A 26,057-nucleotide genomic window follows, 5' to 3' on the forward strand; every position below is an offset into this window, starting at 1 on the left:
GGCCACGGCGGCTACTGCTACTGACGCGACCAGGATGACCAGGCGCCTGTTGTTGTTCCGCATCAGCGGGCTCCTAACTCACGATCCGAGCAGCAGAGGCTCGGAGGGCGAAGAGGTGGCCAGTTCGCACCGCCCGGGGCTGACCGCGGATCCCACCACGGCCGAGCGGGACCGCGGCCCCCGGTGACCTGGGGTCTGCCACCCACGACAGCAGCGGCCGCAACCGCGGCCACCGCCGCCACCGGCCATCTGCTCGTCACGCGTACCTCGTCCATCCCCGTTGTGACGCCCCGAAGGCCCGGTTTGTTCGCCCCGAAACGCCGTACCCGTTGCTCCGGCGAACGAGTCGCAGGACGGATCGAGCATAATTGCGCCATGGACCAGCCACCGCGGATCGGCCGGTACTCCCTGGTCCGCCGGGTGGGTGCCGGGGGATTCGCGACCGTCTGGCTCGCGCGCGACGAGCAGTTGGACGCCGAGGTCGCGGTCAAGATCCTGTCCGACAACTGGATCGAGGACCACGACGTCCGGCGCCGGTTCCTGGCGGAAGGGCGGTTCCTGCGCAAGGTCGACTCGCTGTACGTCGTCGGCGTGCACGACATCGGCGAGGCCGACGACGGCCGCCCGTTCATGGTGCTCACGTACGCCGACGGCGGCACGCTCGCGGACCGGATCAAGGCCGGGCCGCTGGAGATCGCCGAGGCGGTGCGCATCATCAGCCAGGTCGGCCGGGGTCTCAAGCACCTGCACAGCCGCGGCGTCCTGCACCGGGACGTGAAACCGGCGAACGTGCTGTTCCGCTCCGACCCGGCCGGCGACCGCGCGATGCTGTCCGACCTGGGCCTCGGCAAGTCGCTCGCCGAGGTCTCCCGGATCACGATGCCCGGCGGCACCCCGTCGTACGTCGCTCCCGAGCAGGTCCGCGGTGAACGCCTGGACCACCGCGCCGACCTCTACTCCCTCGGCGCGGTCGCGTACGCCGCCTTCACCGGCCAGGCACCGTACGGCGTGGCCAGCCTCGGCGCGGTCATGCAGATCGACGCGCCGCCGCCGTCGATGACGACCCACCGGGCGGACGTCCCGGACGCGATCGACGTCGTCGTACGGCGAGCCCTCGAGCCGGACCGGGACAAGCGCTGGCCGGACCTCGACAGCTTCCTCAACGCGCTCCGCGACGCACACACCACCGGCCAGATCCCGCCCGTGCTGGTGCCCGCCGCCGAGATGCCGACCCCGGCCGCGCCACCGGCCGACGTCGACCAGGCCACCGCGTTGGCCGGCGCCAACCAGCCCACGGTCGCCGCACCCGCAGGCCGCGGCCGCTCCCGGACGGTCGCCGCCCTCGCCGCCCTCGTGCTGGCCGCCGCCGGCGCCTACGGCGGTTACGAAGTGGTCCAGATGATGCCCACGACGATCGAGTACCAGAGCCTCTCCGTCGATGTGCCGCGCGGCTGGTCGCAGAAGGCCGAACGTGTCGACGGACCTGCTCTGCTGGTCAGCACGGACACTGCGAACTGGAGCCATGCCACCGACGTCGATGGTGTCTACGTTGGTGTCATGGATGGATCGACCCTTCCGACGACCACCACGCCTCCACCCGGCTGCGACGCGATACCCGGTGAGAAGCAGACGATCGGTGATCGGCCGGCTGTCATCTTCCGCTATTCCTGCGACACGGCGCACACCGTCCTCGAGCGGTTCATCCAGTATCCAGACGGGAAGCTGCTCCAGGTTCAGGTTCGCGACGACAACCCCGACAAGCGCCAGAACGTGCTGGATTCGGCGTCGTACCTTCCCCCAGGAGGCTAAGGCACCAGCGACGTGAGGCTGGTGATGGAGGCCTTGTGGAGCCGGGGGATGACGTTGAGGGTGTCGGGGTCGGAGCCGTAGAGGTGTGAGGCGGACTCGTAGACCAGGTACGCGGTGCCGTTGTACTCCGTGATGCCCTCGGTCATGCTCGGTGCCCGGAAGCAGCTCAGTGCCGCCGCGTCCAGGTCCTTCTGGCCGCGCTTGACCACATAGATGTTGCTGCGGTTGGTGCGCCCGTACGACGTGCTGTAGATGAAGTGGTTGGCGGTCACCGTCAGACCCTGGGTCTTGGTCGGCACCTCCCACGCCCCCGCGACTGTGGTCAGTGTCCCATCGGCCGCGATCTTGTACTCGTACATGACCCCGCGCCCGTCCGCGTTGAACGACCCGGAGAACAACGAGTTTCCGTAGCTGCCGATGAACGACGACGCGGCGACGTCCCGCGCGGTCCCGACCTGCGCGAGGTACGGCGTACCCGCAGCCTTCAGCGCGTCCCGCAGAGCCGTCAGCCGGTACTTCCGGATGCTGCTGCCCTGTCCGGACACGAACGCCCAGCCCTTGCTGACCGTGATGCCGCCGACGTGCGACTCGGCGATGGCGACCACTCCGACGGTGGAGCCGGTGGACGGGTCGATGCCGTAGATCTGCGAGTTGGCGCCGCTGCGGTACGAGGCGACCAGCAGCAGGTTCTTGCCGGAGCCGTCCCAGTTGTACCAGGTGCCGGCGCCTTGCGGTGTGTGCGTGCTCAGGTTGGGGATGCTCGCGCTGTTGCTGAACCGGGCGTCGTACTTGTAGGAGGCCGACGGTCCGTCATAGAAGGTCGGGCCGCCGCTGGTGGCGCTGTCACAGCTGATCGCGGCGCTTGCGGGCAGTGCGGCAGTGAGAACCGTGGCGGTCGTGAAGATGGCGGTCAGGAGGGCGGAAGCACGTCTGGCCATGATGAGATCCTCTGAGGTTGGGGCGGAAACCTACGAGAATTTCAGAGTAGATCGTCAATGAGTAACGTGCGAGGGTGAACTGGGCGTCGGTGCCGCGAACGGACGCCGTACGGTAGGCGCATGACCGATCTGTCCGCGGCGATCGACCGCGTTCTGCCCAGCGTCCGTGCCGACCTCGAGGACCTCATCCGGATCCCGTCGGTCAGCTACGAACCGGCCCGCGCGGCCGACGTCCAGCGCTCCGCCGAGGCGACCGCGGCGCTGTTCGCGGCCGAGGGGTTCACGGTGAAGATCGTCCGTGCGGGCGACGGCGCACCCGCGGTGATCGCGAAGAAGCCGGCGCCCGCCGGCAAGCCGACGGTGCTGCTGTACGCGCACCACGACGTCCAGCCGACCGGTGCGGTCGAGCAGTGGACCTCGGACCCGTTCGAGCCGACCGAGCGCGGCGACCGGTTGTACGGCCGGGGCGCGGCCGACGACAAGGCCGGGATCGCCGCCCACCTGGCCGCCGTACGGGCCTTCGGCAACGACCTGCCGGTGGGCGTGACGGTGTTCGTCGAGGGTGAGGAGGAGATCGGCTCGCCGACCCTGCTGCAACTGCTCGACGAGTACTCCGAGGAACTGGCCGCCGATGCGATCGTGATCGCGGACTCCGGCAACTGGGACATCGGCCGGCCGGCGCTGACGGTGTCGCTGCGCGGCCTGGTCGAGGCGTACGTCGAGGTCCGCACCCTGTCCCACGCGGTCCACTCCGGCCTGTTCGGCGGCCCGATTCCGGACGCGCTGTCGACCTTGTGCCGGCTGCTCGCCACCTTGCACGACGACAAGGGTGACGTCGCCGTGGACGGCCTGCACGCGTCGCGGGCCGCGGACGTCGAGTACCCGGAGGACCGGCTGCGCGCGGAGTCCGGCGTACTGGACTCGGTCCGGCTGACCGGCTCGGGTTCGCTCGTCGACCGGCTGTGGACGCGTCCGTCGATCGCCGTCCTGGGGATCGACGCGCCGTCGGTGGCGGAGGCCAGCAACACGTTGGTGCCGGTCGCGCGGGCGAAGGTCAGCCTGCGGGTCGCGCCGGGCGACGACGCGATCAAGGCGAGTGCGGCGTTGCGGGACCACCTCGAGGCGAACGCGCCGTGGGGTGCCCAGGTCACCGTCACCGAGGGCCAGACCGGTCAGCCGTGCAGCGTCAATGCGCGCGGCGCCGGGTACGCAGCCGCCCGGTCTGCTTTCCGGACCGCGTGGGGTGTCGACCCGATCGACATGGGCATGGGCGGCTCGATCCCGTTCATCGCCGAGTTCCAGCAGACCTTCCCGCAGGCCTCGATCCTGGTCACCGGCGTGGAGGATCCGGACACCCGCGCGCACGGCATCGACGAGGGCCTGCACCTGGCCGAGTTCCGCAGGGTCTGCCTCGCCGAGGCCCTGCTCCTCCAGAACCTGGCCGACCAGCCGTGACCGGGCTTTCCGGCGACCCAGGGTTTGGCATAGGTTTCGGCGAGTGAAGATCGCAGTCGTACGGGAGACCAGACCGGCCGAGCGCCGGGTCGCGCTGGTGCCGGAACAAGTCGCGAAACTCATCGAGCTCGGCTACGAGGTGGCGGTCGAACCCGCCGCGGGCGAGCGGGCGCTGTACTCCGACGAGCAGTACCGGGCCGCCGGCGCCGAGGTTGCCTGGGGAGCCGACCACGCGGCCACGATCGTGACGTCGGTGCAACCCTTGGAGCGCGAGCGACTGCAGCGGCTGCACGCCGGTACGGCGCTGATGTCGTTCCTGCCGACGAATCCGCCGGACGTGGTCCGGTCCGCCACCCGGGCCAAGCTGACCGTGTTCGCGATGGAGCTGATCCCGCGGATCTCCCGGGCCCAGTCGATGGACGCGCTGTCCTCGCAGGCCCTGGTCGCCGGGTACCGCGCGGCCATCGTCGCGGCCGAACGGCTGCCGCGGTTCTTCCCGCTGAACATGACCGCAGCCGGCACGGTCCCGCCGGCGCAGGTCCTCGTCCTCGGCGCCGGCGTGGCCGGCCTGCAGGCGATCGCGACCTGCAAGCGCCTCGGCGCGGTGGTCAAGGCGTACGACGTCCGGACCGCCGCCGCGGAGGAGATCGCGTCGCTGGGCGCCGTACCGATCGAGCTCGAGCTCGGCACCTTGGACGGCCCGGGCGGTTACGCCCGCGAGATGACGCCGGAGCGGGCGCAGCTGCAGCGCGAGCTGCTCACCCCGTACGTCGCGGCCGCGGACGCCCTGATCACCACCGCCGCCGTCCCCGGGCGGACCGCGCCGATGCTGGTGTCGCGGTCGATGGTCGAGCAGATGAAGCCCGGGTCCGTCGTCGTCGACCTCGCCTCCGAGCAGGGCGGCAACGTCGAGGGCTCGGTCGCCGGGACCGAGCTGACCATCGGGGACGCGCTGGTCTGGGGCGGTGCGAACGTGCCGAGCCAGATGGCCGGACCGGCCAGCCGGCTCTACGGTCAGAACATCACCAACCTGATCCGGCTGATGACCCGCAACGCGGCGTTCGACCCGGACTTCGACGACGAGATCGTCCGCGGCTGCTGCGTCACCCACGACGGCAGCGTCCTGCACCAGCCGACCCGAGAGCTCCTGGAAGGAGCGCAGCCGTGACCGAGTCCATCGCGCTGCTGACGATCTTCGTGCTGGCGGCGTTCGTCGGTGTCGAGGTGATCAGCAAGGTCTCCGCGACCTTGCACACGCCGCTGATGTCCGGGGCGAACGCGATCCACGGCGTCATCCTGGTCGGCGCCATCATCGTCACCGGCCAGGCCGAGTCCATGCTCGTGGTGGTCGTCGGGCTGCTGGCCGTCGTCCTGGCGACCGTGAACATGGTCGGCGGGTTCGTGGTCACCGACCGGATGCTGGAGATGTTCAAGGGTCCGGGGGCACGCAAGAAGGAGCTGCAGAAGTGATCCCCACCTGGGCGCAGATCGGGTATCTGGTCGCCGCGGTCTGCTTCATCGTCGCGCTGAAGGCGCTGTCGTCGCCGAAGTCGGCCCGGGCCGGGAACGCGCTCGGCGCGGCCGGCGCGGTGCTCGCGGTGGTGATCACCTTCGTCGCCTACAAGCCGGACAACCTGGTGCCGATCCTGATCGCCCTGGGCATCGGTGCGGTCGGCGGCGTGATCGGCTCCCGCCGGGTGCAGATGACGCACATGCCGCAGCTCGTTGCCCTCTTCAACGGTGTGGGTGGCGGCGCGGCCGCCCTGGTCGCGCTGATGGAGCTCGGCGACGTGCACGCGGGCGAGACCGTGGCCGCGCTCGCGACCGCGTTCACCGTCCTGGTCGGCGCGATCAGCTTCTCCGGCTCGATCGTGACGTTCGCCAAGCTGCAGGAGCTGATGACGACCCGGCCGGTGGTCTTCCCCGGTCTTCCGGTGCTCTTCGTCGCCGCGGTCCTCGGCGGCATCGCGCTGGCCGGCTGGCTGGTCTCCGACCCGCGGGTCTGGGTCGGCGTCCTGCTCTGCCTGGCCGGTCTCGCGGTCGGCGTGATGCTGGTTCTCCCGGTCGGCGGCGCCGACGTGCCGATCGTCATCTCGCTGCTGAACGCGTTCACCGGCCTGACCGTCGCGGCCGGCGGCTACGTGCTCGGCAACACCCTGCTGCTGGTGGCCGGCACGCTGGTCGGTGCGGCCGGTACGTTGCTGACGAAGCTGATGGCCGACGCGATGGGCCGCTCGGTCTTCAACATCCTCTTCGGCGCGATCCGCGGCGGCTCGACCCTCGGCGGCGGTACGGCGTCCGAGCGGCCGGTCATCTCCGGCGGCGCCGAGGACGTGGCGATCCTGCTCGGGTACGCCAACAAGGTCATCATCGTGCCCGGGTACGGCCTCGCGGTCGCCCAGGCGCAGCACACTCTCCGGGACCTGGTCGAGGAGCTGCAGAGCCGCGGCGTGAAGGTCGACTACGCCATCCACCCGGTCGCCGGCCGGATGCCGGGCCACATGAACGTGCTGCTCGCCGAGGCGCAGGTGCCGTACGAGCAGCTGCGGGAGATGGACGACATCAACGGCGACTTCAAGTCCACCGACGTCGTCCTGGTCGTCGGCGCCAACGACGTGGTCAACCCGGCCGCCCGGAACACCCCGAGCGCGCCGATCTACGGGATGCCGATCCTGAACGCCGACGAGGCCCAGCGGGTCATCTTCCTCAAGCGGTCGATGCGTCCCGGTTTCGCCGGGATCGAGAACGAACTGCTCTACGACCCCCGAACGACGCTGCTGTTCGGTGACGCGAGGGAGTCGCTGACCAAACTCCTGGGCGCGCTGAAGACGGTCTGACCGCAGATTACGTTGTCAATGGCGAAAGGCGCGAACTAAAGCACGCTGGGCGCCCCGCTGGCAAGCGATTGGCACCTTCCTGCCGGGTGCGGCGGCCGTGGTCCAGACCGGATGTGGTCGCCACAATCCCTGTGGAGGCAGGAATCCGGGCGTACCGAATGACCGGAGAAATGCGACTCCGGAATTGTCGGCTCAGACCCAGCCGCGTTTGGCGGCGGCCACACCCAATTCGAACCGGCTGGCCGCGTCCAGCCGTTCGGAAAGGTTCGCGGTAATTCGCCGGGCGGTGCGCAGGGAAATACCGAGCAAACGGGCGACCTGTTCGTCTTTCGCGCCGCCCGCGAGCAAACGCAGTACTTCGGCCTCGTGGGGTGTGAGCGGCGTGTTCTCGTCGCGGTCCTCGGGGGCGAACATCTCCACCGCCCGCGACCAGTAGGCGTCGAAGAGCGCCAGCGCGACCGAGACCACGGCCGGGGTCCGGTGGATCACCGCCCCGGCGGTCGGGTTCTCCGGGTCCATCGGCATGATGGCGATCTCCTGGTCGAAGATCAGCAGCCGCATCGGCAGCGTCGGGGTGGCCCGCACCTCGCCGCCGAGCCGGTGCATGGTGGCGGCGTACTCCAGTGCCTGCTTCGACGAGGTCATGCTCTGCAGGTAGACGGTCCGCATCTTCAGGCCGCGCTCGAGCAGGGTGAAGTCCGGCGAGCGGTCCACCTGCTGGATCGTGTCGTCGATGTGCGCCGGCACCAGGCCCCAGAACGTCTCCCGGGCCTTCAGTGCGAGCTCCTCGATCCGGCGGGAGGCGTTCGCCCGGCCCTTGAGCACCTCGACGTCACCGCTGCTGCGGGCGGTGAGGAGTTCGTTGTACTGCTCCGCGACCACCTCGGCCGACGCCTCGGCCTCCTTGAGCTCGCCGAGCATCTTGTTCAGCTCGGTGCGCCGGCGCTCGGCCAGCCCGGTCAGCCCGACCCGCGGGTGGACCGCGTGCTCCGACTCCGGGTTGGTCCAGGTGGGGACCAGCAACTCGAGCCGGCGGAGCTCGTCCAGCAGGTCGTGGACCTCGGTCACCGAACGATTTACTAGCGCTGCAATCTGCTCCGGCGTACTGTCTGGGTGGCTGAGAAGGGCGTGATAGACCGCAAAGGTGGCTTCGTCCACCCCCAGCGGCTCGAGCACGATCCTTCTCCTCCAGAACTTGTCGGAACCGACCATATACAGAGTGCGTCGACAAAGAGCACTCAATTGATGGTTTCGGATTATTTCTGAAGGGACGAACGGTGATCAAGAAGCTGCTGACAGTAGTCGGGGTCGCGGTTCTGCTCCTGACGGCCGCGCCGATGACAGGGACGGCGGCCGCCGTGGGCGCGGGACCGGGGTGCCACGGGATGACCTGCTGGTAGTCCCACCCAGGTCCGTGGTGGCCGGAGGGCCGGCCGGCGTCCCGTAGACTGCTCGTGTGGCTCGTGGCGATGGTCGGCTCACCCATGATCTTGACCCGCAGGATCTCGGACCGCAGGACGCCTGTGGCGTCTTCGGGGTCTGGGCACCGGGGGAAGAGGTCGCCAAACTCACCTATTTCGGGCTCTACGCTCTGCAACACCGCGGGCAGGAGTCGGCTGGCATTGCGGTCAGCAACGGCAGCCAGATCCTCGTCTACAAGGACATGGGGCTGGTCAGCCAGGCGTTCGACGAGGCGACTCTGGCCTCGCTGCGCGGACACATCGCGATCGGGCACTGCCGGTACTCGACGACCGGGTCGAGCGTCTGGGCGAACGCCCAGCCGACGTTCCGGTCCACCGCGACCGGGTCGATCGCACTCGGTCACAACGGCAACCTGACGAACACCGGCGAACTCGCGGCCAGCCTGAACGGCGGCGGTGACCTGGATCTCGGCCTGGACGTCGAGGTCGAGCACGCCAAGGCGAACGCCAAGCACAGCGCCTCCTCCGACACCGACATCCTCACCTCGATGCTGGCCGGCTACCCGGACCTGACCATCGAGCAGGCGGCGGCCCGGATCCTGCCGAAGGTCAAGGGCGCCTTCAGCCTCATCTTCATGGACGAGAACACGCTGTACGCCGCCCGCGACCCACAGGGCATCCGCCCGCTGGTGCTGGGCCGGCTCGAGCGCGGCTGGGTGGCCGCCAGCGAGACCGCGGCCCTGGACATCGTCGGCGCCTCGTTCATCCGCGAGATCGAGCCGGGGGAGATCGTCGCGATCGACGCCGACGGCCTGCGCTCGACCCGGTTCGCCGAGCCGGACCCGAAGGGCTGCCTGTTCGAGTTCGTCTATCTGGCCCGCCCGGACACCCAGATCTCCGGGCAGCGGATCCACTCCACCCGGGTCGAGATCGGCCGCCGGCTCGCCCGCGAGCACCCGGCCGAGGCCGACCTGGTGATCGCCACCCCGGAGTCCGGCGTACCGGGCGCGATCGGGTACGCCGAGGAGTCCGGTATCCCGTACGGTTCCGGCCTGGTCAAGAACGCGTACGTCGGCCGGACCTTCATCCAGCCCAGCCAGACGATCCGCCAGCTCGGCATCCGGCTCAAGCTGAACCCGCTGCGCGAGGTGATCGAGGGCAAACGGCTGGTCGTGGTCGACGACACCATCGTCCGCGGCAACACCCAGCGGGCGGTGATCCGGATGCTCCGCGAGGCCGGCGCCAAGGAGATCCACGTCCGGATCACGGCGCCGCCGGTGAAGTGGCCGTGTTTCTACGGCATCGACTTCGCCAGCCGGGCCGAGCTGATCGCCAACGGCCTGAACACCGAGGAGATCTGCCGCTCGCTCGGCGCCGATTCGCTCGGCTACATCAGCCTGGACGCGCTGGTCGAGTCCACCACGGTGCCCAAGGAACGTCTCTGCCGCGCCTGCTTCGACGGGGTCTACCCGGTCGAGCTGCCGGACCCGGAGCAGCTCGGCAAGCACCTGCTGGAGCTCCCGGTGGCCACCGACATCGACGGGCTGGCCACCGTGTCCGGTGGTGCCGGCGCCGCCGACGCACTCAGCCGTCCGTAGCGGGCCGTCCGCACCGGGCGTACGCCGTACCGAGGAGAAGAACGTGAGCGAAGGGGCGAGCTACGCCGCCGCCGGAGTCGACATCGAGGCCGGGGACCGGGCCGTCGAGCTGATGAAGGAGTGGGTGGCGAAGGCGACCCGTCCCGAGGTGGTCGGCGGGCTCGGCGGGTTCGCCGGGTTGTTCGACGCGACCGCCCTGACGTCGTACCGGCGGCCGCTGCTGGCGACCTCGACCGACGGCATCGGCACCAAGGTCGCGATCGCCCAGCGGCTGGACAAGCACGACACGATCGGGTTCGACCTGGTCGGGATGGTCGTCGACGACCTGGTCGTCTGCGGCGCCGAGCCGCTGTTCATGACCGACTACATCTGCACCGGCAAGGTGGTCCCGGAGACGATCGCTCAGATCGTCAAGGGCATCGCCGAGGCCTGTGTCGAGGCCGGTACGGCGCTCGTCGGCGGCGAGACCGCGGAGCACCCGGGCCTGTTGGATCCGGACGAGTACGACGTCGCCGGCGCGTCCACCGGCGTGGTCGAGGCCGACGAGGTGCTCGGCGCGGAGCGGGTCCGGCCCGGTGACGTGGTCGTCGCGATGGGCTCGTCGGGTCTGCACTCGAACGGGTACTCCCTGGTCCGGCACGTGTTCTTCGACCGGGCGAAGTGGTCGCTGGACCGTGAGGTGCCGGAGCTCGGCGCCACGCTGGGCGAGGTGCTGCTGACGCCCACCCGGGTCTACGCCAAGCACTGCCTGGAACTGATCCAGGAGCTGAACGGCGAGCCTGACGACGACGCCAAGCCGCTGCACGCGATGTCGCACATCACCGGAGGCGGGTTCGCCGCCAACCTGGCCCGGGTGATTCCGGACGAGCTGTCGGTCCGGATCGACCGCTCCACCTGGACGCCGGCGCCGATCTTCGGTCTGGTCGGGCTGCTCGGGGACGTCAAGCTGCCCGAGCTGGAGAAGACGCTGAACATGGGGGCCGGCATGGTCGCCGTCCTGGACCCGTCGGCGGCCGACCGCGCGATCGCCGCGCTGGCGGCGCGGGACATCCCGGCCTGGGTCTGCGGTGAGGTCACCCAGACTCCCGGCGGCACCGTGACCCTCGAAGGCACCTACGCCAAGTAGGCACGACCCCGAGCAGACCGGGCCGCTCAGCGGGCCGGCCAGGGTGTACCGGGCAGGTCCCGCCGGCCGTTGAGGGCAGGCGGGACCGCTACGGCTACTGCTGGTGTGGTGAAGCTCGTCGGACGCGCGACTAACTGCTCAGCAACCCGTGAGGGCGCTGAGCAGGTCAGCCGAGCTGTTGCTTACCGACGGGGGTGGTAGTCGTCGGCGTCGTAGTCGTCGCCGTCGTTCTCGCCGTTCACAGAACGGTCGCCACCTTGGTCACCGGACAGCTCGCGCTTGAGCTGATCCAAGTCGGTGTCCCAGGTGCGGTACTTCAGGTCGCGTGCGACCTTCGTCTGCTTGGCCTTTGCACGGCCGCGCCCCATAGCGTCGACCCCCTCGCACAAGTCAACCGGGTACGCAGCGTGGCGCCCACGGATCAGTCGTCAGTAATCGTGTTTCTAGGATACCCGGAGCTTGGGATCGACACACGCACCGGCCCCCTGACCGGCCCTCGAGAGGTCCGATCACACGGCCGGACGAGGCGGTCCGGTCCCTGGAACCGGCCCGCTTCGCCGTGTCGGTGGCCGCTACTTGACCTCGCGACGTGAGCTTGCCCACAGTCCCACGATGGTCGGCAGGACGATCCAGACCCCGATCGAGGTCAGCGTCTCCGGCAGCATCCCGTGCAGGTCACGCTCCGCGATCCGGCCGAAGGCGCCGAAGACGTCCAGCCAGTTCGCGTTGTCCTTGAACAGCCTCGGCCCGGCCAGCGACCAGGCGGTCGGGGCGATGAAGTAGACCAGGAGCGCTACCGCGGTCTGGGCGATCACGGCCCCGAAGGCGGCACCCATGACCACGTTCAGCGCGACCGTCAGGTAGGCCCCGGCCAGCTGCCCGCCGACCGCGACGTACGACGCCGGGTGGCCGGTGACGGCACCGGCGAGCGCGGTCCCGGCGAAGGCGAGGGCGACGACCACGGACATCACCACGACGCTGAGCACGATCGCGGAGACGAACTTGGCCAGCTGCACCCGGACCCGGCGCGGCGACAGCGTGAACGTGGTCAGCGCGGTCCGCTGGGTCCACTCGCTCGTCATCGCCATTACCCCGATCACCGGCAGCAGAAGGAGGACGCTCGTGGACGCGGCACCGAGGAAGCCGTCGAAGCCGGCCGGCCCCTGCGGCAGGTGGGTGAGCTGCCAGCCGATCGCGATCACCGCGAGCAGCAGGATCGCGGCGATCAAGACCCGGCCGCTACGGGTGTTCACGGCCTTGCGGAGCTCGAGAGCGACGAGTTTCAGGAAGGTCTGTCCGCGCGCGGGCGGCAGTGCGGTCGCCACCTCGGCCCGGTGCTTGGCCGGGGCCGAGGTGGCGATGTCGGTAACGGTGGTCATGGTGGTGTGCTCCAGGAAGTGGTGGGTGATCAGGCGGCTTCGGCGACCGGGGTGGTCAGCTGGAAGAACAGGTCCTCCAGGCCGGCCCCGTCGCTCTGGCGGAGTTCGAGCAGGATCTGGCCGGCGGCCGCGGCGGCCCGGCCGACTCGCTCCGCGGTGCCGTCGACCCGCAGCGCGCCGTCCGGCAGCGGCTCGAGGTTCAGGCCGGCCGCGGTCAGGGCCTGGTCCAGGCCGATCGGGTCGAGACCGCGGACGAACGTGCCGCTTCCGGCCAGCAATTCGTCGAGCGAGCCGTTGGCAACGATCCGGCCGCCGCCGATGACGACCAGGCGGTCGACCGTCGCCTGCACCTCGCCGAGCAGGTGGCTCGACAGGATCACCGTGCCGCCGCGGGAGGCGAAGTCCTGCAGCAGGCCGCGCATCCACCGGATGCCCTCCGGGTCCATGCCATTGGCGGGCTCGTCGAGGATCAGGACGGCGGGGTCGCCGAGCAGTGCACTGGCGATCCCGAGCCGTTGCCGCATCCCGAGCGAGTACTGCCCGACCCGGCGCTTCGCCGCGTGGCTGAGCCCGACGGCCGCGAGCATCTCCTCGACCCGGCCCTTCGGGACGCCCAGCAGGCTCGCGTTGAGCAGCAGCGTCTCCCGGCCGGTCCGGCCCGGGTGCTGCGCCGCCGCGTCGAGCATGACCCCGACCACCCGGCCCGGGTTGGGCAGGTCGGCGTACCGCTTGCCGGTGATCGTCGCGGTGCCGGAGGTGGGCGGCGTGAGCCCGGTCAGCATGCGCAGCGTGGTCGACTTGCCGGCGCCGTTCGGGCCGAGGAAGCCGGTGATGCTGCCCGGCTGGACGGTGAAGGAGACATCGTGGACAGCCGTGGTGCTGCCGTACCGCTTGGTCAGGTTCTCGACGGTGATCATGGCGTCGAGTCAACCGTTCGCACCCCTGCCCGCACATCGGACGAGCGGCTGCGATCACCCCCTACGAAAGTCGTCGGGGACCGACCCTGATCCCACCCGATCGGGTGACGAGAAGTCCGCTGCCGCGCAACTACGCTGACAGAATGCGACGGATGCGCCGGTGGTACGCCTGGTGGGTCAGGCATGCCGCGCGCCTGCGCGACGTGCTGTACGTCGGCTTCAGCCTGCTGACGATCGTCCTCCAGGCCGCCTCCGGTGCCGGCGGCTGGGGGATCCGGGGCTGGTACGTCCTGGGCGCGGGCACGGTGGCCTCGGTGGCACTGTTCTGGCGCCGGCGGTTCCCGGCGACCGTCACCGTCATCGGCATCGCCGCGATGCTGACGGCCGGCGTGTTCGTGCCGATGGGGCTGGCCCTGCTGACACTCGCGATCCGCCGCCGCGACCTGGTCCTGGGCATCCTCGGCGCCGGCGCGTACGTCGCCTACGTCCTCAACTCCTGGTACGGCGAAGGCGAGTTCTGGGTCTCGGTCTTCACCGCGCCGTTCCTGATCGGGACCTGGATCGCGATCGGCGCGTACGTCGGCGCCCGCCGGGACCTGATGGTGTCGCTGCGGGACCGGGCCGAGCGGGCCGAGGCGGAGCGCGAGTTGCGCGGTGAGCAGGCCCGGCTGGGCGAGCGCGCCCGGATCGCCCAGGAGATGCACGACGTGCTCGCGCACAAGGTGTCGCTGATCGCCCTGCACGCCGGCGGTCTGGAGGTGAACCCGGCGGTCGGCCCGGAGAAGGTGGAGGGCTCGGCCCGGCTGATCCGGGAGACCGCGCGGCAGGCGATGGAGGACCTGCGCGAGGTGCTCGGCGTACTGCGTTCCGACCTGAGCGTCGACGGGGCCGACCTGACGCCGGTGCCGCGGGCCTCGGACCTCGACCGGCTGGTCGAGGCGTCCCGGGACGCGGGGGTCGCGGTGACGGGCGAGTTCTCGCTGCCGGACGACGTACCGGTGGCGGTCGGGCGGACGGTCTACCGCGTGGTGCAGGAGTCGCTGACCAACGTGCACAAACACGCCCGCGGTGCATCGACCGACGTGGTCGTGCGCGGCGGCCGTGGAGACGGTGTCACGGTCAGGGTGACGAACGTGCGGCCGGTGGCTGCCGAGTCACTGCTGCCTGGTGCCGGTGCTGGTCTGGTCGGCCTGCGGGAGCGCGTGCAGCTGGCCGGCGGCCGGCTGTCGACCGGGCCGACCAGGGAAGGCGGCTGGCAGGTGGAAGCCTGGCTGCCCTGGCCGGACGGCCGGGACAACGTCGAGTCAGGTGCGGACGAAGGGGAACGATGACGCGGCTGCTGATCGTGGACGACGAGGCACTGGTCCGGGCCGGGCTGAAGATGATCCTGGAGTCGGACGACGACCTCGAGGTGGTCGCCGAGGCCGAGGACGGCGCCGACGCCGCGGCGATGGTGGTGAAGCACCGACCGGACGTCGTCCTGATGGACATCCGGATGCCGCGGCTCGACGGGCTCGCGGCGACCCGCGAGGTGCAGGCGCTTCCGGATCCACCGAAGGTCGTGGTGCTGACGACGTTCGACCTGGATGACTACGTGTTCCGGGCGCTGCAGGCCGGGGCCAGCGGCTTCCTGCTGAAGGACACTCCGCCGCGCGAGCTGGTGCAGGCGGTGAAGGTGGTCGCGGCCGGGGACGCGATGCTGTCGCCGGCGGTGACCCGGCGGCTGATCGGTCACTTCGCGGCGGACTCCCGGTCGGACCGGCAGCGGCAGGCACGGAAGCGGCTCGGTGCGCTCACCGACCGCGAGCGCGAGGTGCTGACCGCGGTCGGCCGCGGGCTGTCGAACGCCGACATCGGCAAGACCTTGTACATGAGCGAGGCGACCGTGAAGGCGCACGTCTCCCGGGTGCTGGTGAAGCTGGACGCCACCAACCGCGTCCAGGTCGCCATCCTCGCCCACGACGCCGGCCTGCTGGACTAGGGCGTTTCTGACCCGCCCGATAGGAAACCGGTCGGGGCCGTCGGAGGGGTGGGGGGCGACGGCCCGCGACCGGTTTCAGGTCAGCGATCCCTGGGGGAGGGGATGCTGACGGTCGGACTCAGACGCGGCCGAAGGCCACGCTCTTGGTCCAGATCTTCGCCTTCCGCACCGGGACACCCGGCTTCGAGGAGTGCCACAGCATGTTGCCACCGGCAAAGATGCCGACGTGGTACACGCCGCCGCCACCGCTCTTGAAGAAGACGAGGTCACCCGGCTTCGCGGACTTGCGGCTGATGTGCTTGGTCGCGCTGTACTGCGCACGCGACGTACGCGGCAGCTTCTTGCCGGCCTTCTTGTACACGTAGCCGGTGTAGCCGGAGCAGTCGAAGCCCCGCGGCGTCGTTCCGCCGTAGCGGTACGGCGTGCCCTTCAGCTTCGCCGCCTCGCGCAGGACCTTGGCGCGGAACGTGGTCGTGCCGCTCGAGCTGCTGCCGGCGCTGCCCTTACCGTAGAGCACCTTGTGCTTGGCGGCCCAGGTCAGCCGGCCCCAGGTCAACTTGTCCATGTAGCCGGTCGGACGCAGACCCCAGGAGGACTGGAACTTCTTCAGCACGCGAACGGTGCTGGTGCCGAAGTAGCCGTCCGGGCCGAGGCGCAGGGCCTTCTGCACGTACTTGACGGTCGGGCCCTTGTCGCGGAACCGGAGCAGCGGCCGGCTGGCGACGGTCCAGTAACCGCGCGGCAAGGTGGTGGTTGCCGACGCCGACGTGGTCGCCGCCGAGGCGGTGGCCGGCGGGGCAGTGAGGGTGATGGCGGCTCCGCCGCCGACCGCGAGGCCCACCGAGAGGACAGTGGCCGCGGCCCGAGGGGTCACGGGCTTGGTGGGCTTGCGGTGCTTGGCGAGCGTCCGGTCGGTGGACCGGGGACTGAGCTCGCTGGTCTGGCTGACGGCGCGCGACAGCGACGTCCGTCGGGCAGTGACGGGCATGGTTGGTCTCCCGACGCCTGCGGAGTTAGCTGTCGGGTTCGGGCTGGGATTCATCGCCCGGTCCGCTCCCGCGGACTTCACCCCAGGGTTCCGACCACTCACGGTCGAGACCCAACCTCCTGGGTCCCCCACCCCTGCCATGGTTTTCGAGGGGAGCACAGGTGCCTGGCAGGGCTCGGCGTGTACACCTGTGCGGTTCGTCGTATTTACCGAACCGACGACGACTGTATAACAGAAGGATCACGACGCAAACCCTCGAATCGCCAGAAAGCCTCCGGGACGGCCGTGGATGCCTCCCTGACGGCTCAGGGATCTGGGGTGAACACCAGGTGTCCTGAGCGCGTCTGAGCGGGGCTCAGGCGGCAAATCAGCGTTTGAATGTGATCCCGGTCACACGTTGTGGTGGCTGTCTGTGACAACGAGCACAGTGCGTACTCAGGGCACCCTCAGGTCCTTGCGCATTCAGCTATCTCCGAGCAGCTCGAGGAAGCGGTCCAGGCCGACGTTCCCGCCCGACAGCACGACGCCGACGCGCTCCGGAAGCGACGGGATCCGGCCGGCCAGCAACGCCGCGAGCGCGCTCGCCCCGCTCGGTTCGAGGACGATCTTGAGTCGCTCGAACGCGAACGTCATCGCCGCCAGGATCTCGTCGTCGGCGACCAGTTCGACACTGTCCACCAGTCGCCGGTTCACCGCGAACGTCAGCTCGCCCGGCGTCGGGATCGCCTGCCCGTCCGCGATCGTTCGCGGTACGTCGATCTCCACCCGTTCGCCCTTGGCCAGCGACCGCGCATGGTCGTCACCCGCGTCCGGCTCGACCCCGATCATCCGGATCCCCGGTGACAGTGCGGTCGCGGCGGTCGCGCAGCCGGCCATCAGTCCGCCACCGCCGATCGGGACCAGCAGCGCGTCCAGCGGCCCGGTCTCCTCGATCAGTTCCAGCGCGACCGTCCCTTGCCCGGCCATCACGTCGTAGTGCTCGTACGGCGGGATCAGCGTCAGCCCGCGTTCGCTCGCCAACTCCTCCGCGAGGGCGGCCCGGTCCTGCGCGTAACGGTCGTACGTGAGGACCTCGGCGCCGTATCCGCGGGTGGCGGCGACCTTCGTCGGCGGTGCGTCCGCCGGCATCAGGATGACCGCCTTCGTCCCCGCGAGCCGCGCGGCCAGCGCGACGGCCTGCGCGTGATTGCCCGACGAGTACGCCGCGACGCCGTACCGGAGCTGGTCGGACGACAGCCGGCTGACCGCGTTGTACGCGCCACGGAACTTGAACGCGCCGATCCGCTGCAGGTTCTCCGCCTTGAGGAAGACCCGCGCTCCGACCCGCTCGTCCAAGGTTCGCGACGTCAGCACCGGCGTCCGGTGGGCGATCCCGGAGATCCGTTCGGCGGCGGACCTGACATCTGTGAGACTCAACCCGGGCATGGGGCCTCCCGGCCTGGACTGGGGAGCGGAGGGAGCGAAGGTGCCGGAGCGACGAGGGAAGACCGGGAGTTCCGGCCCCACGACCCGCCGCGCCGGAGGCGTGGCATCGATACCGTCATGTGCCGACGCTATCTGCTGAGGCGATGTCAAGATGGCGGCGCCGGCTCCGTACTCAGGGACGAGAGGCTCCCGGCCGGGGGCCGCGGACAGAGGAGAAACACCGTGAAGTACCTCTTGGTTCTGAACATCAACCCGGACGTGCTGGCCGCGCTGACCGAGGAGGAGCAGCAGGCGATCGGCGCCGGCCACCAGAAGTTCCTGGCGGCCACCAAGGAGTCGGGAGAGTTCCACAGCACCCTCGCGCTGGGCCAGCCGTCGGAGTCCGCCGTGGTCAAGGTCCGCGACGGCGTACCGGCGGTGACGGACGGGCCGTTCGTGGAGGCGAAGGAGTTCCTGGGCGGCTTCTACGTGGTCGACGTGGCCTCGGCGGAACGGGCGCACGAGCTGGCCGCGATGATCCCGGACGCGGCCATCGAAGGTCTCGGTGTCGAGGTCCGGCCGGTGGTCTTCGAAGACGGGCTCTGAGGACGAAGGGGTCTCGCCGGTCACGGCGAGGCCCCTTGTCCCACTGGGTTTCAGTCGGTCTGGTCGTCGACGTTCGCTTCGGCGGCGTTCTTCTTGATCGACTCGATTCCGTTCAGCGCGCCGGCTCTGGTGCCGTAGCTCTCGCTGCTGGTCGCGATCACCTCGCCGTTCCCGGCCTTCAGCCGGAATCTGAACTCCCCCGACTTGTCCTTGTACAGCTCGAACTTCCCCGCCATCCGCGATACCTCCCGCTGATCGGTAGTCACTCCGTTCCGGAGCGTAGCCCGGTCAACCCGCCGGGACCTCACGCACCACGCCGGGCGGGCCGGACCAGCCCGGCCACGGACCGAGCGCCGGCCCGTCGGCGTCGGGACGTTCCTCCTCCACCGTCTTGTACGGCTTCAGGCCGCGTTCCTGGTAGTTCACCAGTGTGGCCGGCCCGTCGAGGGTGTTCGTGTTCACGCCTTGAGCAGGCCGAAGTTCTCGATCTCGACCTCGCTGCCGACCCCGCGCAAGGCGACGTACCCGGCCGGCACCCCGCCGACCCACGGCACGTACGTCTCGAAGCCGGGGCGGCTCAGCCACGCGACCCACTGGTCCCAGTTCCAGCCGAGCTTGCCGATCCGGTGCCAGTCGCCGCCGACCGCGGTGTAGAGGTAGCGGGCGAACTCCGGTGAGACCTCCCCGACCCGTCTGATCTCGATCGGCTGCTCCCGCGCGGGGACGATGTCGTCCGGGCTGTGCTGCTCCAGGTACGTCAGAACGCTGAGTGCCAACTACTTCTCCTCCTCCAGTACGCCGCAGATGCCGGCGACCACGAGATCGATGCCGAGGGTGTAGTACCGGTCGGTGGAGGTCGGGCAGACCAGTGTGTCCGCGGCCGCCGTGACCAGCGGGTACTTCCGCGGGGGCAAGGAAGCCAGGGAGGCTCGCTTCCTCCGCAGAGAATCCTCTCGGGTGACCGGGTCGCTCGCCTCCCGGGCGATCGGGTCGTTGGTCACCAGCGTGATCAGCGAACAGATCGCCTGCCGGCCGACCTCGGCCGCGTCGTCGACGGAGAATCCGCCCTCGGTCAGCAGTTCCATCGTCCGCTCGGCCATCACCAGACCGGGCTCGGCCACCAGGATGCGGGTCAGCGTGAGGTCCGCCAGTCGCGGATGCCCGCGGAGCGCGGTGACGAACGCCGTCAGCACCTCGTGCAACTGGCGATCCCACGGCTCGTCGGTCGGCTCCGGCAGGACGACGTCCGTCAGCAGCCGGTCGCCGAGCGCGGCGAGCAGGTCGTCCTTGTCCTTGAAGTGCCGGTACAGCGCCATCGGCGTCACCTCGTGCTGACCGGCCAGCCGGCGGAGGGTGACCGCGGCCGGTCCCTCCTCGTCCGCGATCGCGAGCGCGCTGTCGACGACCTTGTCCGGATCCAGCCGGCGAGCGGGTTCTTTGCTGATCACGTTGACAAGTTTACACCGTAGACTTAGCGTGTACTGCGTACGCATACAGCGTATACATACAGCGTAGACTACTACTTCGTGGTGAGGTAAGCATGCGACGCAGTCCCTGGGCCACCCTGGCGGTGCTGGCTCTCGCGCAGTTCATCGTGGTGCTGGACGTGACGATCGTGAACGTCGCGCTGCCGCACATCCAGGCGGACCTGGACTTCTCCGCCGACTCCCTGCAGTGGGTGATCAACGCCTACACCCTGCTCTTCGGCGGCTTCCTGCTGCTCGGCGGCCGGATGGCCGACCTGCTCGGACCACGCCGGGTTTTCGTGGCCGGGCTGCTGCTGTTCGGTGTCACCTCGCTGGTGGCCGGGCTGTCCTCCTCGCCCGAGTTCCTCATCGGTGCGCGCGCCGTACAGGGTCTTGGTGGGGCGCTGCTGTCCCCGGCGGCGTTGGCGATCCTGACGATGACGTTCGCGCACGGGCGGGAGCGGAACATCGCGATGGGCGTGTGGGGTGGCCTTGCCGGTCTCGGCGGCACGCTCGGTGTGGTCGTCGGCGGCGTACTGGTCGATTCGCTCAGTTGGCAGTGGATCTTCTTCGTCAACGTGCCGATCGTGCTCGCGCTGGTCGCAGCGATCCCGGTGTTCGTTCCCGATGTCCGGCACGCCGTGGGTCGTCGTACGTTCGACACTCTTGGCGCTGTACTCGCGACGGCCGGGCTGATGGCGGTCGTGTACGGCGTGGTGCGGTCGGAGCCGTCCGGGTGGGGATCCGCTGAGGTTGTCGGCGTACTGGCTGCCGCGGTGGTCCTGCTGGCTGCCTTTGTGGTGGTGGAGCGTCGGTCGGCGGCTCCACTGGTACCGCTGCGGCTGTTCCGGTCGCGTGCGTTGAGTGTTTCGAGCGGTTCGCTTGCGTTGAACGGTGCTGCATTCCTGTCGATGTTCTTCCTGACTGCCATCTACCTGCAGCAGGTGCGCGGGGACAGTGCGCTTGAGGCGGGTGTGCACTTCCTGCCTATGGGTGGTGCAGCGATCGTCGGCGCGATGCTGGCTTCCCAGCTGGTGCAGCGCGTTGGCACGCGCACCGTGCAGCTCGCGGGCGCTGTGTTGAGTGTGACCGGGCTGTTGCTGCTCTCACAAGCTGACGCGACTGGAAGCTATGTGGCTGAGCTGCTGCCGGGACTGATCGTGTTCGGCTTCGGCATCCTCGGCGTCGGCGTACCTGGTCAGATCACTGCGGTTTCCGAGGTCCAGCAGGCTGAGGCCGGTGCGGCGTCCGGTGTGGTCAATGCGATGTACCAAGTGGGTGGTGCGCTCGGCCTGGCGATCGTCACGACGCTGTCGATCACCCACACCACGCACGAGCTGGCCCGCGGCGCCACCCAGGAACACGCCCTCGTCTCCGGCTACGAACGAGGTCTCCTGGTAGCGGCCCTCTTCGCGGTGGCGAACGTGATCCTCACCCTGGCGTCGCCGCAGCTCCAGCCCACCTCCGAGCAGCTCGCCGAAGTCACCGCCGCCGCCTGAGCACCGGCTTCTTGCCTACCACAACGAAATGCCCGCTCACCCGGCACCGCTCAAGGTCTTCCCCCACGGGCGTTTCCGGGTGAGCGGGGGGCGTTCCCCGATCCATTGCCGGGGCGACTTCGGAAAACTTGCTCCTGACTCGACAGGAGGCTGGGGATGAAGCGAGTGCTTCGGATAGTGGTAGCTGGTGCGGCCCTGGGGGCGGTGATCGCGGCGCCGGCTGTGGCCGGTCCTGGGCCCTTCGGATTGCAGACGCAGTTGGACCGGGTCGTGGCCGCGAGCGCGGTGGGTGGACTGGCGGAGGTGCGCGACGGGCATCGCGTCTGGCGTGGCACCAGCGGGACCGCCGAGTGGGGTACGACGCGCGCCGTCCCGGTCAACGGCCGGTTCCGGGCCGGGAGTATCACCAAGACGTTCGTGGCCACCGTCGTACTGCAACTCGTCGGCGCCGGTGAGCTCCGGCTCGACGACCCGGTGGAGAAGTGGCTGCCGGGCGTCGTACCGAACGGCCAGAACATCACTGTGCGCCATTTGCTCAACCACACCAGCGGTCTGGCCGACTACCAGAAGACGCTGCCCATGCCGCCGTCGCCGGAATTCTTCGCCAATCGTTGGCGGACCTGGACCGCTGCCGAACAGATCCGGCGCGCCGTCGCCGAGCCGCCGGTCCACCGAACTCCGGGCGAAATCTTCGACTACTCGAACACCAACTACATCCTCCTCGGCGAGATCATCGAGGAGATCACCGGAGAGTCGTACGCCGACGAGGTCGAGCGCCGTGTGATCCGGCCGTTGCACCTCGCGGGCACCGAGATGCCGGGAACGTCCCCGCGCATCCGTGGTCCGCACCCCCGCGGCTACATCCCCGCTGACGAGTCCGGCGACAACCTCATCGATTTCACTGAGATGAACCCGTCGGTCTTCGGTGCCGGCGGTGAGCTGATCACCACCACCGCCGACCTCAACAGATTCCTGACCGCACTCCTCACCGGCCGCCTGCTCCGGCCACACCTCCTCGCCGAGATGAAAAAGCCGGGCGTGCCGGGTGGCCGCTACGGTCTCGGCTTGACCTGGCGGGACACCCCCTGCGGTCTGCGTGCCTACGGCAACGACGGTGACGCCCTGACCTATCACTCCTGGTCGTTCTCCACGCCGGACGCCCGCCACCAGGTCTCGGTTGCCCTGACCCCCGACTTCGACGGCGACACCGACGACTACATCGGGCGCTTCCTCGACGAGGCCCTCTGCTCCTGAGGACGACGGCAAAAAGAAAAGGCAAGGAGAGAGATCTCCTTGCCATGTCTAACTTATAGCGCATGGGGGGACTTGCCGCAAGGCCCAGTTGGTGGCGCACAATCGTCGGCCGTAGGCAGGAATCGACGAATTGAGAGTCGCTTGAGAATGCGGGTTTTGTTGTCGACATACGGGTCACCCGGGGATTTCGTTGAACCCTTGGTGGATCCCACGACGGCGTCGCGGGCGCGCGGGGCGGAGGTGCGGGTCTTTGCCCCGCCGGACGAGGAGTTCTCGGAGCGGCTGGCCACCGACCCGATCCTCGTCCCGTGGCCAGAGCCGTCGTACGGCGGCGTCGTACAGACCGGGGCATGGACCAAGGACGAACGCCCGCACGCCTCCGAGCTGGAAGCGTTTCTAGAGGCTGGGGCAGCACCGGTCGCTGTCGGCTTCGGCCGCATGCCGATGCGGGCTGCGACCGACGCGGCCGGCATGGTCCGCACCGATGCAGCAGCGGTCGCCGCGAGGCTGCTGCTCGAAGGGAGTTGCCGATGATGACCACCAGTGCCTTCAACCTTCCCGACAACCTGGCCGCCAAGGACGATCCGGCGCTGATCGCCGGTGACGAGAAGCACTTCGCCGCGATCGCGGAGAGCCTCGAGCAGTCGATCGCCGACCTGGCCGGCCGCCTCGACTCCACCCGCAAGGCACCCGGCGGCACCGGCCAGGCGGCGCTCGACCGCGACCTGGAGATCCACCGGCTGACGTCCCGGCTGCGCGCGCTGAAGCGTTTCGGTCTCGACCTCTGCCTCGGCCACATGGTCGGCGCGGACGGCAAGGAGCCGGTGTACGTCGGGCGCCTCGGCCTCACCGACAGCACCGGGCGGCGGCTCCTGATCGACTGGCGTTCGCCCGCCGCCGAGCCGTTCTTCGGCGCGACCCACGCGAACCCGATGGGACTCGCGAGCCGTCGCCGGTACCGCTGGACCCGCGGCCGGATCAGCGACTACTGGGACGAGGTGTTCACCCCGGACGGTCTCGAAGGGTACGCCGCTTCACTCGACGACCAGTCCGCCTTCATCGCGAGCCTCGGCAGCAACCGGTCCGAGCGGATGCGCGACGTACTCGGCACCATCCAGGCCGACCAGGACGCCATCATCCGCGCTGGATCGCGCGGTGCCCTGGTCGTCGACGGTGGTCCCGGTACGGGGAAGACCGTGGTCGCTCTGCACCGGACGGCGTACCTGCTGTACTCCGATCCGCGGCTCGGTCACCGGCGAGGCGGCGTATTGTTCGTCGGCCCGCATCAGCCTTACCTGGCGTACGTCTCCGACGTACTTCCCAGCCTCGGCGAGGACGGCGTGCAGACGTGCACTCTGCGGGATCTGCTGCCGGAAGGGGCCTCGGCGACGCCGGAAGCCGATCCGGAGGTGGCCCGGCTGAAGTCGTCCGCGGCGATGGCCGGCGCGATCGAGCCGGCCGTGAGGCTGTACGAGGAGCCGCCGGCCAAGCCGATGGTGGTCGAGACGCACTGGTCCGAGATCTGGCTCAGCGCCGCCGACTGGGCCGAGGCGTTCGGCGCCGCGGACCCGGGTACGCCGCACAACGAGGCGCGCGACCTGGTCTGGGAAGAGTTGTTGACGATCCTGATGGACAAGCACGCGGAGGAGTACGAGGACGACGACGTCTCGGACGAGATGCTGCGCAGATCCCTTGTGCAGAACGAAGAACTCGTCGACACCTTCAACAAGGCCTGGCCGCTGATCGAGCCGACCGATCTCGTCGGCGACCTGTGGACGGTCCCGGCGTACCTGCGCATGTGTGCGCCCTGGCTCGCGCCTGACGAGGTCAAGAAGCTGCAGCGTCCGGACCCCGAGGCCTGGACCGTGTCCGACCTGCCGCTCCTGGACGCGGCCCGGCTGCGGCTCGGCGACCCGGAAGCCTCCCGCCGCAAGCGCAGGCAGCAGGCGGCGGCTGCGGCTGAGCGGGAGCGGATGGATCAGGTTGTCGACAATCTGATCGAGGCCGGCGACGACGAGTACGCCGGCGGCCTGGTGACGATGCTCCGCGGCGAGGACTTCCACGACGCCCTGGTCGACGACAGCGCCCTGCCGACCGCCGACCCGGACCTGCTCGCCGGCCCGTTCGCCCACATCGTCGTGGACGAAGCCCAGGAACTGACCGACGCTGAGTGGCAGATGCTGCTGCTCCGCTGCCCGTCGCGCAGCTTCACCATCGTCGGCGACCGCGCCCAGGCCCGCCAGTGCTTCACGGAAACCTGGCAGGAGCGGCTCGAGCGCGTCGGCCTCGACCGCATCGGCCTCGCCTCGCTGACCATCAACTACCGCACCCCGGAAGAGGTCATGGCCGAGGCCGAACCAGTCATCCGCGCCGTACTCCCCGACGCCAACGTCCCCACCTCGATCCGCACCATCGGCCTTCCCGTCCACCACGGCTCCACGTCCGAGTTGTCGTCGATTGTCGACAACTGGCTCGTGAACAATTCGGACGGAATCGCCTGCGTCATCGGCGACCCGACGTACCCGGGGACCCCGCGAGTCCGAAGCCTCCCGCCCGAGTTGACCAAGGGGCTGGAGTTCGACCTGGTGATCCTCGTCAACCCGCAAAGTTTCAGCCCCGTCGACCACTACGTAGCCATTACCCGAACTACCCAGCAACTGGCCATTCTCACGGACACACCGCTGGCCACCTCACCGCAGTAATCGGATACTCGGCCGCATGAGGACGGGCGGCGTGCGTTTCGCGCCTCGGTTGACCGGTGTCAGCCGAGGCGCGAAGTCCTGCGCCTACCTCGGCTCGACCGCGCTTCTGGCCTGCCTCGCGCTCTCGGCTGCGGCAGGCCAAGTTCCGAAGCGAGCGGCGATCCCAGCTCTGTGCTCTCGTCAGTTCCATCGCCTCCTCCGGTCTTCGCCGAACGTGCGCGCGTTGTGGCCGACGTCGTCCGAGCCGCCGGGCATTCCTGAAGCTCCCCGAGGCATCTTCCTGCGCTCCTCCCGTACGCCCGGCCTCGCGTTCGACACCGTGGGCCAGAAATCGCCTGGCTATCCGGCGACGTCACCATCGCCCCAGGCGTCAACCGCGGATCCGGCGGCACGACCAACCTCGCCTTCCGCGACGGCTCGAGCCATCAGATGACCGTCCTCGACGCCCACGCCGCACTGACACCGGTGATGGACCACCCGCACCGATTGCCGAGGCATCCCGTCCTGCAGCCTGTTGATCACCGCTGCTTCCCTGGACACCGCCGATGTCAAAACCAGGCGCGGCCCCATCGCAGTCCCGGCCTGGTCCTTCACCGCCGAGGGCTTGTCGAGACCGATCGTCGTCATCGCAATTTCCACCATCGACCTCAAGCCCCCACCCGAGCCCGTTTCCCGCC

Annotated in this window: 26 protein-coding genes and 1 riboswitch; of the genes, 14 read left to right on the forward strand and 12 right to left on the reverse strand. The window is 69.4% G+C overall.

Features of this window, described 5'->3' with window-relative positions:
* The first annotated feature begins 375 nt into the window (after window positions 1–375).
* Window positions 376–1,809: a serine/threonine-protein kinase gene (locus tag E1218_RS23345; protein ID WP_132323606.1), complete on the forward strand. Its 1,434-nt coding sequence runs from the start codon at window positions 376–378 to the stop codon at window positions 1,807–1,809.
* Here the strand turns inward: E1218_RS23345 and E1218_RS23350 are convergent.
* A complete protein-coding gene (locus E1218_RS23350; RefSeq protein WP_132323608.1) occupies window positions 1,806–2,747 on the reverse strand; it encodes a hypothetical protein in 942 nt (313 codons plus the stop codon). The genes E1218_RS23345 and E1218_RS23350 overlap by 4 nt on opposite strands.
* A gap of 120 nt (window positions 2,748–2,867) precedes the next feature.
* Here E1218_RS23350 and E1218_RS23355 point away from each other — a divergent pair, with 120 nt between their 5' ends.
* The 4 genes from E1218_RS23355 to E1218_RS23370 are packed head-to-tail and all read left to right on the forward strand — an operon-like array spanning window position 2,868 to window position 7,039.
* Window positions 2,868–4,202, forward strand: coding sequence for a dipeptidase (locus E1218_RS23355; protein ID WP_132323610.1), 1,335 nt, complete (start codon window positions 2,868–2,870; stop codon window positions 4,200–4,202).
* Window positions 4,203–4,245: 43 nt separating this feature from the next.
* Entirely contained in the window at window positions 4,246–5,370 is a 1,125-nt protein-coding gene (locus E1218_RS23360) for an NAD(P) transhydrogenase subunit alpha (protein WP_132323612.1), read from the forward strand.
* Window positions 5,367–5,672 carry an NAD(P) transhydrogenase subunit alpha gene (locus E1218_RS23365; RefSeq protein WP_132323614.1) on the forward strand — a complete coding sequence of 102 codons (306 nt, stop codon included), beginning with the start codon at window positions 5,367–5,369 and terminating at the stop codon, window positions 5,670–5,672. Before E1218_RS23360 ends, E1218_RS23365 begins: the two co-directional genes overlap by 4 nt.
* Entirely contained in the window at window positions 5,669–7,039 is a 1,371-nt protein-coding gene (locus E1218_RS23370; RefSeq protein ID WP_132323616.1) for an NAD(P)(+) transhydrogenase (Re/Si-specific) subunit beta, read from the forward strand. Before E1218_RS23365 ends, E1218_RS23370 begins: the two co-directional genes overlap by 4 nt.
* Window positions 7,040–7,231: 192 nt before the next feature.
* Here the strand turns inward: E1218_RS23370 and E1218_RS23375 are convergent, their stop codons facing one another.
* A complete protein-coding gene (locus E1218_RS23375) occupies window positions 7,232–8,215 on the reverse strand; it encodes a helix-turn-helix transcriptional regulator (protein WP_233712405.1) in 984 nt (327 codons plus the stop codon).
* Window positions 8,216–8,495: 280 nt separating this feature from the next.
* Here E1218_RS23375 and purF point away from each other — a divergent pair, with 280 nt between their 5' ends.
* Both purF and purM read left to right on the forward strand, forming a co-directional pair.
* Window positions 8,496–10,058, forward strand: a complete 1,563-nt coding sequence (purF, locus tag E1218_RS23380) for an amidophosphoribosyltransferase (protein ID WP_132323618.1) — start codon at window positions 8,496–8,498, stop codon at window positions 10,056–10,058.
* A gap of 43 nt (window positions 10,059–10,101) precedes the next feature.
* A complete protein-coding gene (gene purM, locus E1218_RS23385) occupies window positions 10,102–11,184 on the forward strand; it encodes a phosphoribosylformylglycinamidine cyclo-ligase (protein WP_132323620.1) in 1,083 nt (360 codons plus the stop codon).
* A gap of 182 nt (window positions 11,185–11,366) precedes the next feature.
* Here the strand turns inward: purM and E1218_RS23390 are convergent, their stop codons facing one another.
* The 3 genes from E1218_RS23390 to E1218_RS23400 form a co-directional block, all read right to left on the reverse strand.
* The gene (locus tag E1218_RS23390) at window positions 11,367–11,552 is read right to left on the reverse strand and encodes a DUF3073 domain-containing protein (protein WP_132323622.1); all 186 of its coding nucleotides are present in this window, start codon (window positions 11,550–11,552) and stop codon (window positions 11,367–11,369) included.
* A gap of 204 nt (window positions 11,553–11,756) precedes the next feature.
* Window positions 11,757–12,563, reverse strand: a complete 807-nt coding sequence (locus tag E1218_RS23395) for an ABC transporter permease (protein ID WP_132323624.1) — start codon at window positions 12,561–12,563, stop codon at window positions 11,757–11,759.
* A 29-nt stretch (window positions 12,564–12,592) separates the two neighbouring features.
* A complete protein-coding gene (locus E1218_RS23400; protein WP_132323626.1) occupies window positions 12,593–13,480 on the reverse strand; it encodes an ABC transporter ATP-binding protein in 888 nt (295 codons plus the stop codon).
* A gap of 143 nt (window positions 13,481–13,623) precedes the next feature.
* Between E1218_RS23400 and E1218_RS23405 the strand changes: the two genes are divergently transcribed.
* The gene (locus E1218_RS23405) at window positions 13,624–14,811 is read left to right on the forward strand and encodes a sensor histidine kinase (protein ID WP_132323628.1); all 1,188 of its coding nucleotides are present in this window, start codon (window positions 13,624–13,626) and stop codon (window positions 14,809–14,811) included.
* A complete protein-coding gene (locus E1218_RS23410; RefSeq protein ID WP_132323630.1) occupies window positions 14,808–15,461 on the forward strand; it encodes a response regulator in 654 nt (217 codons plus the stop codon). Before E1218_RS23405 ends, E1218_RS23410 begins: the two co-directional genes overlap by 4 nt.
* Before the next feature lie 118 nt (window positions 15,462–15,579).
* On the opposite strand, the gene E1218_RS23415 is transcribed toward E1218_RS23410, so the two are convergent.
* Both E1218_RS23415 and E1218_RS23420 read right to left on the reverse strand, forming a co-directional pair.
* On the reverse strand, window positions 15,580–16,449 hold the full coding sequence (locus tag E1218_RS23415; RefSeq protein WP_132323632.1) for a C40 family peptidase: 870 nt from the start codon (window positions 16,447–16,449) through the stop codon (window positions 15,580–15,582).
* Between the two features lie 2 nt (window positions 16,450–16,451).
* A riboswitch (cyclic di-AMP (ydaO/yuaA leader) is annotated at window positions 16,452–16,617 on the reverse strand.
* Window positions 16,618–16,911: 294 nt separating this feature from the next.
* Complete coding sequence (locus E1218_RS23420) at window positions 16,912–17,874, reverse strand: pyridoxal-phosphate dependent enzyme (RefSeq protein WP_132323634.1); 963 nt, start codon at window positions 17,872–17,874, stop codon at window positions 16,912–16,914.
* A gap of 222 nt (window positions 17,875–18,096) precedes the next feature.
* Here E1218_RS23420 and E1218_RS23425 point away from each other — a divergent pair, with 222 nt between their 5' ends.
* Complete coding sequence (locus E1218_RS23425; RefSeq protein WP_132323636.1) at window positions 18,097–18,459, forward strand: YciI family protein; 363 nt, start codon at window positions 18,097–18,099, stop codon at window positions 18,457–18,459.
* A 50-nt stretch (window positions 18,460–18,509) separates the two neighbouring features.
* On the opposite strand, the gene E1218_RS23430 is transcribed toward E1218_RS23425, so the two are convergent.
* From E1218_RS23430 to E1218_RS23440, 4 genes are read right to left on the reverse strand one after another with little or no spacing between them, the layout of a single operon-like run.
* Window positions 18,510–18,695: a YegP family protein gene (locus E1218_RS23430; RefSeq protein WP_132323638.1), complete on the reverse strand. Its 186-nt coding sequence runs from the start codon at window positions 18,693–18,695 to the stop codon at window positions 18,510–18,512.
* A 52-nt stretch (window positions 18,696–18,747) separates the two neighbouring features.
* A complete protein-coding gene (locus E1218_RS36705; protein WP_202866151.1) occupies window positions 18,748–18,921 on the reverse strand; it encodes a hypothetical protein in 174 nt (57 codons plus the stop codon).
* A complete protein-coding gene (locus E1218_RS23435) occupies window positions 18,918–19,235 on the reverse strand; it encodes a hypothetical protein (protein WP_202866152.1) in 318 nt (105 codons plus the stop codon). Before E1218_RS23435 ends, E1218_RS36705 begins: the two co-directional genes overlap by 4 nt.
* Complete coding sequence (locus tag E1218_RS23440; protein WP_233712406.1) at window positions 19,236–19,907, reverse strand: TetR/AcrR family transcriptional regulator; 672 nt, start codon at window positions 19,905–19,907, stop codon at window positions 19,236–19,238.
* 92 nt (window positions 19,908–19,999) lie between these two features.
* Between E1218_RS23440 and E1218_RS23445 the strand changes: the two genes are divergently transcribed.
* From E1218_RS23445 to helR, 4 genes are all read left to right on the forward strand, one after another.
* The gene (locus tag E1218_RS23445) at window positions 20,000–21,424 is read left to right on the forward strand and encodes an MFS transporter (RefSeq protein WP_132323642.1); all 1,425 of its coding nucleotides are present in this window, start codon (window positions 20,000–20,002) and stop codon (window positions 21,422–21,424) included.
* Window positions 21,425–21,580: 156 nt separating this feature from the next.
* Window positions 21,581–22,678 carry a serine hydrolase domain-containing protein gene (locus tag E1218_RS23450; RefSeq protein WP_132323644.1) on the forward strand — a complete coding sequence of 366 codons (1,098 nt, stop codon included), beginning with the start codon at window positions 21,581–21,583 and terminating at the stop codon, window positions 22,676–22,678.
* Between the two features lie 198 nt (window positions 22,679–22,876).
* Window positions 22,877–23,212 (forward strand): hypothetical protein, encoded by a 336-nt coding sequence (locus E1218_RS36710; protein ID WP_132323646.1) that lies wholly within the window; start codon window positions 22,877–22,879, stop codon window positions 23,210–23,212.
* On the forward strand, window positions 23,209–25,380 hold the full coding sequence (helR, locus tag E1218_RS23460) for an RNA polymerase recycling motor ATPase HelR (protein ID WP_233712407.1): 2,172 nt from the start codon (window positions 23,209–23,211) through the stop codon (window positions 25,378–25,380). Before E1218_RS36710 ends, helR begins: the two co-directional genes overlap by 4 nt.
* A gap of 339 nt (window positions 25,381–25,719) precedes the next feature.
* Here the strand turns inward: helR and E1218_RS23465 are convergent.
* Window positions 25,720–26,057 (reverse strand): hypothetical protein (locus tag E1218_RS23465; RefSeq protein WP_233712408.1); only part of this gene is annotated, 338 nt, incomplete at its 5' end.

Origin of the sequence: Kribbella turkmenica (genome assembly GCF_004348725.1) — a bacterium.
Taxonomy (GTDB): domain Bacteria; phylum Actinomycetota; class Actinomycetes; order Propionibacteriales; family Kribbellaceae; genus Kribbella; species Kribbella turkmenica.

Excerpts from the sequence above, each read along its gene's own strand:
- E1218_RS23420 (WP_132323634.1), bottom strand. The coding sequence starts at position 17,874 with ATGCCCGGGTTGAGTCTCACAGATGTCAGGTCCGCCGCCGAACGGATC.
- E1218_RS23445 (WP_132323642.1), top strand. The coding sequence starts at position 20,000 with ATGCGACGCAGTCCCTGGGCCACCCTGGCGGTGCTGGCTCTCGCGCAG.
- E1218_RS23430 (WP_132323638.1), bottom strand. The coding sequence starts at position 18,695 with ATGGCGGGGAAGTTCGAGCTGTACAAGGACAAGTCGGGGGAGTTCAGA.
- E1218_RS23345 (WP_132323606.1), top strand. The coding sequence starts at position 376 with ATGGACCAGCCACCGCGGATCGGCCGGTACTCCCTGGTCCGCCGGGTG.
- E1218_RS23350 (WP_132323608.1), bottom strand. The coding sequence starts at position 2,747 with ATGGCCAGACGTGCTTCCGCCCTCCTGACCGCCATCTTCACGACCGCC.
- E1218_RS23400 (WP_132323626.1), bottom strand. The coding sequence starts at position 13,480 with ATGATCACCGTCGAGAACCTGACCAAGCGGTACGGCAGCACCACGGCT.
- E1218_RS23390 (WP_132323622.1), bottom strand. The coding sequence starts at position 11,552 with ATGGGGCGCGGCCGTGCAAAGGCCAAGCAGACGAAGGTCGCACGCGAC.
- E1218_RS23450 (WP_132323644.1), top strand. The coding sequence starts at position 21,581 with ATGAAGCGAGTGCTTCGGATAGTGGTAGCTGGTGCGGCCCTGGGGGCG.
- E1218_RS23405 (WP_132323628.1), top strand. The coding sequence starts at position 13,624 with ATGCGACGGATGCGCCGGTGGTACGCCTGGTGGGTCAGGCATGCCGCG.
- helR (WP_233712407.1), top strand. The coding sequence starts at position 23,209 with ATGATGACCACCAGTGCCTTCAACCTTCCCGACAACCTGGCCGCCAAG.
- E1218_RS23395 (WP_132323624.1), bottom strand. The coding sequence starts at position 12,563 with ATGACCACCGTTACCGACATCGCCACCTCGGCCCCGGCCAAGCACCGG.
- E1218_RS23355 (WP_132323610.1), top strand. The coding sequence starts at position 2,868 with ATGACCGATCTGTCCGCGGCGATCGACCGCGTTCTGCCCAGCGTCCGT.
- E1218_RS23415 (WP_132323632.1), bottom strand. The coding sequence starts at position 16,449 with ATGCCCGTCACTGCCCGACGGACGTCGCTGTCGCGCGCCGTCAGCCAG.
- E1218_RS23410 (WP_132323630.1), top strand. The coding sequence starts at position 14,808 with ATGACGCGGCTGCTGATCGTGGACGACGAGGCACTGGTCCGGGCCGGG.